General features: G+C 71.2%; 12 protein-coding genes. 3 read left to right on the top strand and 9 right to left on the bottom strand.

Going from position 1 to position 11,418, the window contains the following annotated elements; genetic code table 11:
- Window positions 1-145 precede the first annotated feature (145 nt).
- The 4 genes from ACFW6B_RS33020 to ACFW6B_RS33005 form a co-directional block, all read right to left on the bottom strand.
- Window positions 146-901 (bottom strand): AIM24 family protein, encoded by a 756-nt coding sequence (locus tag ACFW6B_RS33020; protein ID WP_386601948.1) that lies wholly within the window; start codon window positions 899-901, stop codon window positions 146-148.
- A 16-nt stretch (window positions 902-917) separates the two neighbouring features.
- Window positions 918-1,598: an AIM24 family protein gene (locus ACFW6B_RS33015; RefSeq protein ID WP_386601946.1), complete on the bottom strand. Its 681-nt coding sequence runs from the start codon at window positions 1,596-1,598 to the stop codon at window positions 918-920.
- A gap of 11 nt (window positions 1,599-1,609) precedes the next feature.
- Window positions 1,610-3,250 carry a TerD family protein gene (locus tag ACFW6B_RS33010; RefSeq protein ID WP_386601945.1) on the bottom strand — a complete coding sequence of 547 codons (1,641 nt, stop codon included), beginning with the start codon at window positions 3,248-3,250 and terminating at the stop codon, window positions 1,610-1,612.
- 127 nt (window positions 3,251-3,377) lie between these two features.
- On the bottom strand, window positions 3,378-3,974 hold the full coding sequence (locus tag ACFW6B_RS33005) for a M48 family metallopeptidase (protein WP_386601943.1): 597 nt from the start codon (window positions 3,972-3,974) through the stop codon (window positions 3,378-3,380).
- Between the two features lie 217 nt (window positions 3,975-4,191).
- Between ACFW6B_RS33005 and ACFW6B_RS33000 the strand changes: the two genes are divergently transcribed.
- Both ACFW6B_RS33000 and ACFW6B_RS32995 read left to right on the top strand, forming a co-directional pair.
- Window positions 4,192-5,376 carry a ThiF family adenylyltransferase gene (locus tag ACFW6B_RS33000; protein WP_386601941.1) on the top strand — a complete coding sequence of 395 codons (1,185 nt, stop codon included), beginning with the start codon at window positions 4,192-4,194 and terminating at the stop codon, window positions 5,374-5,376.
- A complete protein-coding gene (locus ACFW6B_RS32995) occupies window positions 5,369-6,745 on the top strand; it encodes an ABC1 kinase family protein (RefSeq protein ID WP_386601939.1) in 1,377 nt (458 codons plus the stop codon). Before ACFW6B_RS33000 ends, ACFW6B_RS32995 begins: the two co-directional genes overlap by 8 nt.
- A 52-nt stretch (window positions 6,746-6,797) precedes the next feature.
- Here the strand turns inward: ACFW6B_RS32995 and ACFW6B_RS32990 are convergent, their stop codons facing one another.
- From ACFW6B_RS32990 to ACFW6B_RS32970, 5 genes are all read right to left on the bottom strand, one after another.
- On the bottom strand, window positions 6,798-7,043 hold the full coding sequence (locus ACFW6B_RS32990) for a hypothetical protein (protein WP_386601937.1): 246 nt from the start codon (window positions 7,041-7,043) through the stop codon (window positions 6,798-6,800).
- Between the two features lie 139 nt (window positions 7,044-7,182).
- Entirely contained in the window at window positions 7,183-7,506 is a 324-nt protein-coding gene (locus tag ACFW6B_RS32985) for a hypothetical protein (protein WP_386601935.1), read from the bottom strand.
- A complete protein-coding gene (locus tag ACFW6B_RS32980; RefSeq protein ID WP_028802016.1) occupies window positions 7,503-7,871 on the bottom strand; it encodes a WhiB family transcriptional regulator in 369 nt (122 codons plus the stop codon). Before ACFW6B_RS32980 ends, ACFW6B_RS32985 begins: the two co-directional genes overlap by 4 nt.
- A gap of 175 nt (window positions 7,872-8,046) precedes the next feature.
- Entirely contained in the window at window positions 8,047-8,373 is a 327-nt protein-coding gene (locus ACFW6B_RS32975) for a hypothetical protein (RefSeq protein ID WP_386601933.1), read from the bottom strand.
- 164 nt (window positions 8,374-8,537) lie between these two features.
- Complete coding sequence (locus ACFW6B_RS32970; protein WP_386601931.1) at window positions 8,538-10,733, bottom strand: ATP-dependent DNA helicase UvrD2; 2,196 nt, start codon at window positions 10,731-10,733, stop codon at window positions 8,538-8,540.
- Between the two features lie 302 nt (window positions 10,734-11,035).
- Between ACFW6B_RS32970 and ACFW6B_RS32965 the strand changes: the two genes are divergently transcribed.
- Complete coding sequence (locus tag ACFW6B_RS32965) at window positions 11,036-11,293, top strand: mycoredoxin (RefSeq protein WP_386601929.1); 258 nt, start codon at window positions 11,036-11,038, stop codon at window positions 11,291-11,293.
- The last annotated feature ends 125 nt before the right edge of the window (window positions 11,294-11,418 follow it).

Raw genomic sequence — 11,418 nt, 5'->3', positions numbered from 1 at the left:
TTATCTACACTCTATGTGTGGGGGGCTGGTTTTTTTGTTTATACGCCCCGGGGGGGGGGCCCCCCGGGGGGTGGGGGGCCCCCCCCCGGGGGGGCCCCCCCTCACCTCCGCTCACCGGACCGTCGTGGCCCACGAGGCCGGACGGTCAGCTCCAGACGTTGCCCTGGTTCTGCGCGTGCACGCCCTGCTGCCCCATGCCGTACTGGGCACGCAGCCCCTGGCCGATCACCGCGTTCTGCGGCGGCAGCAGTTCGCTGGGCTGCACGAGCGCGTAGCCGCTGCCCAGGAAGCTGAGCTCCCAGCCCTCACCGGTGCTGCCGCGGCGCCGCCACACTCCGGAGGAATGCGTCTGGGCCTGCATCTGCACCCGCAGACCGGTGGACCACGCGACGATCGCGTCGGCGTCGCAGTTGACGTACTTGTCCGGGGTGACCTGCATCAGCAGCGGCATCCCGGAGGTCACCAGCGCGACCTTGCCGCGCCCGGTGATGTTGAGCTGGTACTTGCCGGATCCGGAGATGCCGTACTGGCTGTCCACGGCGATGACCTCGTGGTGCAGTCCGGAGTCCATCGCCAGCACGTAGCTGCTGTCGACGGTCAGGCCGTCCTGGTCGACGTCGAGGATGTGCACGTGCTGGCCGAGGTTGGCGAAGTAGACCGTGCCCTGCCCGTGGCAGCGCATCAGGTCGAGGCCCTCGCCGGTGTGCGCACGCGAACGGCGCTGACTGTTGTTCTGGTACTCGGCGTCGAACTCGACGAGACCCTGGTACGCGACCATCGTGCCCTTGCGGGCGAGGATGTCGTCGTGGCCTCCCAGGACCACGCGCAGCATCTGCGAGTTCTGCAGGCTGTAGCGGTCCTGGGACTGCTGCTCGTTGTAGCCGAAAAGCGGGCTCTGCATGATGTCCTGCTCCCCCTCAGCCCCGGACTCGGAGGCGGTCGGTGCTGTCCTCGCTGGGCTGGACGACGACGATGCCCTGTCCGGAGAACGCCATCTGGAACGCCTCGCCGCTGCCGCGTCCGATCAGCGACTGCGCCCTGAAGCTGCGCTTGCCCTTCACCTTGAGGTTCGGGGACCAGGCGACGAGCGCGTCCGGGTCGACGTACGTCTCGTCCTCGCCGCCGCCGCAGTCGACGACGATCGGCTTGCCGCGGGAGGTCAGCGCCACCCAGCCCTGACCGGAGATCTTGGTGTTCCACAGACCCTGTCCGGCGAACTTGGCGAGCCCCTTGACCCGCTCGACACCCCAGGTGAGGTGGGCGTCGAAGGCGAGCAGATTGGTGGCGTTGACGGAGATCGCGTCCCCGTTGAGGTTGATGACGACGACGTTCGCCCCGTAGTCGGCGAGGTAGAGCAGGCCGTCGCCGGAGCACTTCATGAGGGGCGCGCCCTCGCCGGTCATCCAGTCGCGGGCGATCTGGCGTACGGCGGGCGGGTTGGGCTCGTACTGGACGAACCCTTCGTAGGCGACCATCGACCCCACGCGCGCGAGGAGGTCGTTCCCGGTCTGCATGGCGACCTTCAGCATGTGATTGCCGTGGTTCTCCATGCGCGCGGTGACGGGTGCAGGGGCGAAGCCCGCGAGTGGCTGGTTCATGACGGACTCCCTCAGACCTCGTACGGCTGGACGACGACGAAATTGCCCGGTGCGGCGCGGAACTGGAGGTTCACGCTCTCGCCGGTGTCACCGGGGTAGGCGTTCCGGCGCATCCTCACCTGGCTGGAAACGATCACCTGCGCGGCGGCGGACCAGGCGACGACGGCGTTGCAGTCGGCGAACGTGGTGGGCGTCACCGGCAGGACGACGGGCGCGCCGTGCGTCTTGATGACGATGGTGCCCGTCCCCTGGAACTGCATCGTGAACAGCGCGCCCCCGGGGATGCCGTGCCCCTCGATGCGGCGGACCTCGTACTGGAGGGACTCGTCGAAGGCGAGGACGTTCTCCGCGGAGACGCAGATCGCGTCACCCTGGAGCTCGATGGGGTGCACCTGGGTGGAGTTCTCGGCGAAGAACACCTGGCCCTGGCCGGTACAGCGCATCAGCTGCATCTCCTGGCCGGTCGCGTTGCCCGTGATCCGGCCGGCGAATCCGGCGCCCTTGTAGCTGAAGTCGACCTTGCCCTGGTACAGCACCATGCTGCCCTGGCGGGCCAGTACGGGCTGACCGCCTATACCGAGGTCGACGCGGATGAGCTTCTTGTTCTGCGGGGTCCACCGCTGACCGGTGGGCGTCTCCTTGAAGGCGCCCAGCGCGGCGGCCACACCGGCACCGCCCTGCGGAGCGCCCTGGGGCGCGCCGTAGGGGGCCGGGGCGCCGGGCTGGCCCGGGTACTGCCCGGGTGCCTGGCCCGGGACCTGGCCGTACGGCGGCTGCTGGCCGTAGCCGGGGGGCGCCGTCGGGGGCTGCTGGCCGTAACTGGGAGGAGCGGCCGGCGGCTGCTGACCGTAGCCGGGCGGCGGACCGGGCGGCTGTCCGTAGGGTGCGGGGGCCGACGGCGGGACGGTGCCGCCCGGCGGGGTGTGCAGCGGCGCCACGATCGTCGGCGCGCCGTGCACGGACGGCGCGGGAGCGGGAGCCTGCGGCGCGGCGGGGGGCGGCGCGAAGCCCTGCGCGGGCGCCGGAGCGGGCGCCGACGGCGCACCGAACGCGGGCGCGGGGGTGGTCTGGGCGGGCGGGGCGAAGGACGGCGCGGCGCTCGGCTGCGGGGCGGCGGGCTCCTCCTCGGCGACCTCGCCGCCGAAGTTCTTCAGCAGCGCGTCGAGGCCGCCGTCGAAGCCCTGTCCCACCGCGGCGAAGCGCCAGACGTCCTTGAGGTAGAAGTCGCCCAGCATCACGGCGCGTTCGGTGGAGAACTCGGCACCGCTGAACGCGTACCGGGCCACCTCCTCACCGCCCGCGACGACGCGGAGGTATCCGGGGGCGATCTGCGACATCTGTCCGGCGCCGTCGATCGTCGCCGTGAACGACAGCTTCTGGATCTTCGGCGGAATCCGGTCGAGCGTGACCCGGAAGGACTCCGTGTCGCCCGACTGCGCGCCGAGCAGCTGGATGGACTCCTCGGGAGACTTCGGCTGGTTGAAGAAGACGAAGTACCGGTCGTCCGACAGCCGCTCGTCGGCGTCCAGACCGAAGCAGCTGATGTCGAAGGTGAGTCCGGGGCCGGTGATCTGCACGCCTACGTACAGATCCGTGCCCGCGGTGAGGTCACTGATCTTGGCCTTGTGGCCGCGTTGGAATTCCCTGGCCATGCGTAACGACCGTCCCCCATCCCGAGTGCGAGTGCGTCGCGCCAGGCTAACGGCAAAGTCCGGAAGTGGACGAAGCCGGTGCAGACCCGGTACACAATCGCACTGCGGACGGGACAGTTCGCCCGCCCTACTCGTCGCGTGCCGCCGGGAGGTGGGGCAGCCGGTCGGCGGCGACGACGCCCTCGAGGTAACCGCGGGCCCGCTCGGTGCGCGGATAGGCTTCCAGGAGCCGCCAGAAGCGGGGCCCGTGGCCCGGTACGAGCAGGTGGGCGAGCTCGTGGAGGAGGACGTAGTCCACGACGTACTCGGGCATGCCCTGCAACCGGTGCGACAGGCGGATGCTGCCCTCGGCCGGGGTGCAGGAGCCCCATCGGGTGTTCTGGTTGGTGACCCAGCGCACCGACGACGGCCGCGCGCGGCCGTCGAAGTAATGGGCCGACAGCCGCTCGGCGCGTTCGGCCAGCTCGGTGTCGCCGAGCAGCCGCCTGCTCTCCTGGGCCGCCAGTTTGTCGAGCATGACGGTCACCCAGCGCTTCTCCTCCGCCTCGGACATCCGGGCGGGGATGAGCACGACGGTGCGGTCGCCCTCGCGGTACGCGGAGACCGTTCTGCGCCGTCGGGCGCTCCTGCGGACCTCGATCGCGCTCGCCCCCGAGCCGCTCGGCGGCGGGCTCGTCGTGCTGCGCTGTGATGTCGCGGCGCTGTGCGGTGGGTCGGCGGGCACGCCCCGACGTTACCTGCTGCACATGGCGGAAGTCCCACCCCCGGAACGGTTCGATGCGGATCCGCGCCCTGCCGGTTCGATTCGTACGACGAACGGTGCCGTCTGTGGACAACTTTCGGCGGGGTCCGGCGGACACGGGCATGCTGGCAACCGGTCCGCGCCGCGTGAACGCATCGCGGACATACGGGGACGTACTACTGGTCTACGGGGGTAGGTCATGCATCCGATCGTGAAGCCCGCTCTGCGGCGCGGCTGGCGGGATCTCAACACCGTGCAGTTCGGGATGACACCGGCGCACGCGATGGTGCTGGGGCCGGTGGACACGGCGACGGGAAGCTTCCTCGAACTGCTCGACGGGACACGCGCGATGCCGCTGTTGCGCGAGCAGGGACGCGGGATGGGCCTGCCCGACGGCCATGTCGAGGGTCTGGTGGACCGGCTGGCGAGGTCGGGTCTCCTGGACGACGCGACCGGAGGCGGCCCGGCCGCGGAGGCACTGCGCGGGAAGAAGGAGGTCATGGACCGGCTGCGGCCGGACCTCGCCTCCCTCTCCCTCGTCGTCCGTGAGCCCGGCGGGGCGGTCGGCCGTCTGGCCGCCCGCCGCCGTCTGCGCGTGCGGGTGCTGGGCGCCGGCCGGGTGGGGGCCGTGCTGGCCGCGCTGCTCGCGGGCGCCGGTGTGGGCGAGGTCGAGGTGCGTGACATCGGCCGCGTGGAGCCGTGGGACGTGGCGCCCGGCGGCCTTCCCGTCGAGTCCGTCGGCGAGCGCCGGGAGGACGCCGCCCGGCGGGCGGTGCGCCGGGCCGCCCCGGACCGTCCGCCCCGCGCCTCCGCCGGGGAGGGGGAGGAGACCCGCGGGCTGTCCCTCGTGATCCTCGCTCCCCGGGACTCCCTCGCCGTCCACGCGCCGGACCCCGCGTCGGCGGAGGGCCTGATCTCCTCGGGGACGCCGCACCTCTACGCGGGGGTGGTCGAGGCGACCGGAGTCGTGGGCCCCCTGGTCCTGCCGGGCGACACGGGCTGCGCGGGCTGCCTGGACCGGGGACGCGCCGACGTGGATCCGGCCTGGCCGCGGCTGGTCGCGCAGTGGCGTTCCGGGCGGCAGCGCCGGGTGGGCGCGTGCGATCTCGCCCTGGCCGCGGCGGTCGCCGGACTCGCCGCGAGCAACGCGCTCGCCTTCCTGGACGGGGATCCGCCCGCCTGCGCGGGCGTCCGCCTGGAGGCGTCTCTGCCCGGATGCGCGTGGCGGACGGCACAGGTCCGACCGCACCCCGCCTGCCCCTGCGGCGCCGCGCGAAAAACAAAGGGGGAGCGACCCCCCGAGGACGGCGAGGCGCACGAGACAATGGCGGGGCGACAGCCGCACGCGGCACAGCTTGCTGGGACCTGGAGGGCGCATGTCTGATCTTCCCCGGAAGGCGGTCACCCGGACCGCCAAACTGGCCGCGCTGCCACTGGGCTTCGCCGGGCGGGCGACCTGGGGGCTCGGGAAGCGGATCGGCGGGAAGTCGGCGGAGATCGTGGGCCGCGAGCTCCAGCAGCGCACGGCCGAGCAGCTCTTCAAGGTCCTCGGGGAGCTGAAGGGCGGTGCGATGAAGTTCGGGCAGGCACTGTCCGTGTTCGAGTCGGCACTGCCCGAGGAGATCGCCGGTCCCTATCGTGCGGCGCTGACGAAACTCCAGGACGCGGCGCCTCCCATGCCGACGAGTACGGTCCATTCCGTGCTGGAGGAGCGACTCGGCGCGGACTGGGCCGAGCTGTTCGTGGAGTTCGAGGACAAGCCGTCGGCGGCGGCCTCGATCGGCCAGGTGCACCGGGCGGTGTGGCACGACGGCCGTGCGGTCGCCGTCAAGGTGCAGTATCCGGGGGCGGGCGAGGCCCTTCTGTCCGACCTGACCCAACTCAGCCGCTTCGCCCGGCTCCTGGGGCCCCTGATCCCCGGAATGGACATCAAGCCGCTCATCGCGGAGCTGCGCGACCGGGTCTCCGAGGAACTGGACTACGGATTGGAGGCGCAGGCCCAGGCGGCGCACGCCGAGGAGTTCGCGGACGACCCGGACGTGCTGGTGCCCGCCGTGGTCCACCAGTGCGAGCAGGTCCTGGTGACGGAGTGGATCGACGGGGTGCCGCTGTCGGAGGTGATCACCGACGGCACGCCGGAACAGCGGGACCGCGCCGGCCAGTTGCTGGCCCGCTTCCTCTTCTCGGGCCCCGCCCGCACCGGCCTGCTGCACGCCGATCCGCACCCGGGCAACTTCCGTCTGCTGCCGGACGGGAAGAGCGGCTGGCGACTGGGCGTCCTGGACTTCGGCACGGTGGACCGGCTTCCCGGCGGCCTGCCCCAGCCGATCGGCGATTCCCTGCGGATGACGCTGGACGGTGACGCCGAGTCGGTCTACGAACTGCTCTGCGAGGAAGGCTTCGTCAAGGAGTCGATAGACCTCGAACCCGACGCGGTCCTGGACTATCTGCTGCCGATCATCGAACCGGCCGAGGCGGACGAGTTCACCTTCACCCGGGGCTGGATGCGCAACCAGGCGGCCCGCATCGCCGACCCGCGCTCCCCCGCCCACCAGTTGGGCAGGCAGTTGAACCTGCCTCCCTCGTACCTCCTCATACACCGGGTGACCCTCAGCACCATAGGTGTCCTGTGCCAGCTCGGCGCCACGGTCCGGCTGCGTGACGAACTGGAGGAGTGGCTGCCCGGGTTCGTGCCCCAGGAGGAACTGGAGGACGAGGAGTTGGGCGAAGAGGTGTCGGCCGCCGAGGCGTGAGCCCGCGGGCGCGGACCCCGGTCGGCGGGAGGTGACCGGCCGTCGTGGCCGGCTACCACCAGGCCGAGTCGAGACGGCCCTCGATCGCCCTGAGGTTGGTGCGGGCGCAGGTGTCGCAGATGTAGTGGCGGGTGCCGTTCTCGACGGAGCAGGTCCACGTCACCTGGGGGCCGGGGGCCGTGGTGCCGCAGCGGGCGCACACGATCCTCTCGGCCTCGTCCGTCTCCTTCTCGGCTTCGTCCGCGTCGTTCTCCGGTGCGGGGCCGGTGCTGTCACCGTCTTCGGGAAGACTCGTCACCCGGGCGACGATATCCCCGCGGCCCGCGGTTCGCGCGGTGCAACGCACCGCGGGGGCCGGTCCGTTCGGACCGGCCCCCGCCATTTCTTGCCTGTGTGTGTGCTGCGACTGCAACGGCTGCTACGACGACACGCGTCGGCTACTGCATGACCGCCATGGCCAGCGCGCGCCTGGCTCGCATCGAAGCGCGCTCGGCCCGGCGCTGCATGCGGCGAGCGGTCACCAGGCGCACGGCCTGGCGTTCCTGCTCGGCCTGGTGCAGTCGCTCGTGCATATGCGCACGAGCCAGGGCTTCTGGGATGAGTTGCATCTCTCGGGTCCTGTTCTGGCGCGAGTCGTTCGCGCCGGTGGTGGCGAAGTCTGGGGTCGCGGAGCCTGCGGGCTCGCTCGTGGACGGCTTCATCGGGGCCTGCTTCTTGGGGTCGTGCGTCAGGGGGCGGTCGATCGTTCCTCGGATGTTCATGCCGCGACCGGGTTCTTGCGCGGGCGGCCACGCGGCCGCTTGCGGGCTACGACGACACCCTGGACGAAGAGCTCGCCACCCCAGACGCCCCAGGGCTCACGCCGCTCCTTGGCGCCGGCGAGGCAGGCCTCCATCAGCGGGCAGGTACGGCAGAGGGACTTGGCGTACTCGACATCGGCCGGCGACTCGGCGAAGAAGACCTCCGGGTCGTAGGAACGGCAGGGGACGGGCACGCCGAGGTTCTCGATGGCGTCGTCGAGCGCGGTGAGCGCGGTGAGGGGGATCAAGGTGGAGTCCTCCGTGAGGCCGGGCGGGGGGATCGTTTCGGAAGGCGGTACTGACGGGGCGTGCGCTTCGAGTTGCACGGTTCGTCTTCCTCGTCTGGTCGTTCCGGCCGGGGTCGGCCGGTTGGCGGCTGGTACCGGGTTTTTTCTTGTCCCGAGGCCCCTTCGCTCTGTCGTCCCCGGTCGGGGACAAACAGAAGGGCCGCGGATCCCGGGTGGGGTTCCGCGGCCCTGAAGGCGCCGGCCTGATGGTGAATCAGGCTGGATCACTCCAGGGTTCAGGCCCACGGAAGGCCCACATCGTGTGGTGCTGCTTCGTCTGCTTCAGGGATCCGGCACCGGCTGCCGCAAAGGCATAGGCATGCGCCTCTGCCACTACTGCCGCTTCCAGTGCCTGGGTCGGTCGCTCATTGCGCTCACGGACGGGAAGACCCACGAGAGACACGGAGGACGCCGGCCGGACGGCAGGAATGCCGGACAGACCGGTGCCCAGGTTCGAGACGCCGAGCGAGCACATGGAGACGACGACCGAGGGATCGGTCATTTTCACGGTGTTGATGGAGCTGGTGTCGATGCTGATCACTGGAATCGCCTCCTCTCGGCGTCTAGGGGGACCGGGGCGAACCGGTCCGACGGTTATTAAGTACAGCACGGAACCAGGGCCTTCGAGAAGGCCGCTGCTGCCGTGGTTAAGAACCTATGGGGATTGCTGGGGCATGCGCAAACTATTTTCTCGACGAGTTTGAATCAGTTGCCCTCACCGTGTTCTCCGACCTCCCGACCTGCGCAGATGGCCAGAACATCGGCTCCGAAGCGGTTGAGTTTGCGGACACCGACCCCGGGGATCCGGGCGAGCTCGCCCTCGTCGTCCGGCGCGGTCTCCGCGATCGCGACCAGCGTCCTGTCCGTGAAGACGCAGAACGCGGGCTGCCCGCTGCGCTCCGCCTGCACCGCGCGCCACTCGCGCAGCCGCTCGTAGAGACCCTCGTCCATGTCCGAGGGACAGCCGTCGCAGCGCATCAGCTTCATCTCGCCGGCGTCGGTGAGCGTGCGGCCGCAGACCCGGCAGCGCGCGGGGCTGCGGCTCGTACGCCGTCCGGCGGGGCCCCCGGTCCTCGCGACGCCGCGTTCGATGCCGCCCCGGGCGGCGCCGGCGCGGCCGCCGGCCGTGGCGACGGAGCCGGGACGCAGACCGTCGAGGAACCGGCTGGGGCGCCGGCCCGCGCGGCCTCCGGGCGAGCGGGCGAGCGCCCAGGAGACGAAGAGGTGCTCTCTGGCGCGGGTGACGCCGACGTAGAGCAGGCGGCGCTCCTCCTCGATCTGCTCGTCGGTCTTTGCGTAGGTGATCGGCATCATGCCCTCGGCGACACCGACCAGGAACACGACGTCCCACTCCAGTCCCTTGGCGGAGTGCAGGGAGGCGAGGGTGACGCCCTGCACGGTCGGGGCGTGCTGGGCGCTCGCGCGTTCGTCGAGCTCGGCCACCAGGTCACCGAGCGTCGCGCCGGATCTGGCGGCGGCGAAGTCCTGCGCGAGGTTCACCAGGGCGGCCAGCGACTCCCAGCGCTCCCTGACCGCGCCGGAGCCCGCCGGGGGGGTGCCGGTCCAGCCCTCGCCCGAGAGCACCGCCCGCACCTGCGAGGGCAGGTCGACGACGTCGTCGAGGAGCGAGTCGTTGCCGCCGAAACGGGCCGCGGCGCGCAGGGCCGCGCCCGCCTTGCGCACCTCGGGGCGGTCGAAGAAGCGCTCGGCGCCGCGGAGCTGGTAGGGCACGCCCGCGTCGGCGAGGGCCTGCTCGTAGGTCTCGGACTGGGAGTTCGTGCGGAACAGGATCGCGATCTCGCCGGCCGGGACGCCCGAGGCGATGAGGTCGCGGATGCGGCGTGCGGCGCCCTCGGCCTCGGCGGGCTCGTCCGTGTACTCGGCGTAGACGGGCTCGGCGCCGGGGGGCCGCTGGGAGATCAGTTCGAGGCGGTGCTCGGCGGCCCGGCCGCGGGCCTGGGAGAGCAGTCCGTTGGCCAGGTGGACGACCTGGGGCGAGGAGCGGTAGTCACGGACGAGCTTGACGACGGTGGCTCCGGGATGGCGGGTGCGGAAGTCGAGAAGGTGGTCGGGGGTTGCACCGGTGAACGAGTAGATCGTCTGGCTGGCGTCGCCCACCACGCAGAGGCTGTCCCGCTCGCCGAGCCACAGTTCCAGGAGGCGCTGCTGGAGCGGGCTGACGTCCTGGTACTCGTCGACCACGAAGTGCTGGTACTGGGAGCGGACCTGCTCGGCGATGTCGTGCCGGTCCTGCAGGATGGCGACCGTGAGCAGCAGGACGTCCTCGAAGTCGATGACCGAGCGGTCGCGTTTGAGGTCCTCGTACGCCGCGTAGATCTTGGCGGTCTCGGCCGGGTCCCGGGGGGCTTCGCGGCCGGCGCGGGCGGCGGCCGCGGCGTAGTCGGCGGGGATGGTCTGGGTGACCTTGCACCACTCGATCTCGCCGGTGACGTCCCGCAGCTCTCCCCGGTCGAGGCGGATGCGGCAGGTGGCCGCCGCGTCCGCGACGAGTTGGATCTTGCGGTCCACCAGCCGGGGCAGTCCGCCACCGACGGCTTTCGGCCAGAAGTACTGGAGCTGGCGCAGCGCGGCGGAGTGGAACGTGCGGGCCTGGACGCCTCCGGCGCCGAGCTGGCGCAGCCGTCCGCGCATCTCTCCCGCGGCCCGGTTGGTGAAGGTGACCGCGAGCACGCTGGAGGGCTGGAGGATGCCGGCGCGCACCCCGTAGGCGATGCGGTGGGTGATCGCCCGCGTCTTGCCCGTGCCGGCTCCCGCCAGCACGCACACCGGACCGTGCAGGGCGGTGGCGACCGCGCGCTGCTCGGGGTCGAGCCCGTCGAGCACCGCGTCGGCCGTCTCCGGGACCTGAGGGAAGAGGGTGGAGTGCGTTGCTGCTGTCACACAGCCATGCTGCCAGGTCGGCGGAGACGGGCGAGCCGGTTGTCCACAGGGAGGCGGCTGCGGTCGTACGAATGCGGTGAGCGTCACCTCCGCCGCCTGTTCCGGCGTCGCGTTTCGGCCATGCCGGAGGTGTCGCGCCCCTCTTCTCCACCGCGGCCGTGCCGGCCGCGGTGCGACGCGGGTGCGGCGAGCGTCACGTCCCCGCGGGGCTCGCGCATACCCCCCGCGGGAATGGCGGCCGGGTGACCTGCGTTCCACTTGCAGCGACCACGCACCAGAAGCCGTGAAGGAGCGCATGAGACATGCAGGGCACTGTGACGATGTACAGCACCACGTGGTGCGGCTACTGCCGTCGGCTCAAGAGCCAGATGGACCGTGAGGGCATCGCGTACAACGAGATCAACATCGAGCAGGACCCGCAGTCCGCGGCGTTCGTGGAGAAGGCGAACGGCGGCAACCAGACGGTTCCGACGGTCCGGATCGTCTCCGCCGCCGGCGGGGCCGAGGTCGTCATGACGAACCCGAGCCTCGCCCAGGTGAAGCAGGCACTCACGGCCTGACCTCCCGCGCGCATGACGTCGCCCCACCCACCCGCCCCCGGCCGGGGGGGGGGGGGCGGCATGTGCCAGTGTCTTTTAAAAAAAAAACAGCCCCCCCGACACACAAACAAAAAGGTTTGCGGGGT

Source organism: Streptomyces sp. NPDC058751, assembly GCF_042746485.1.
Taxonomy (GTDB): Bacteria; Actinomycetota; Actinomycetes; order Streptomycetales; family Streptomycetaceae; genus Streptomyces.
The sequence above is the reverse complement of the archived record's forward strand: the minus strand, read 5'-3'. Positions and strand labels throughout refer to the sequence as shown.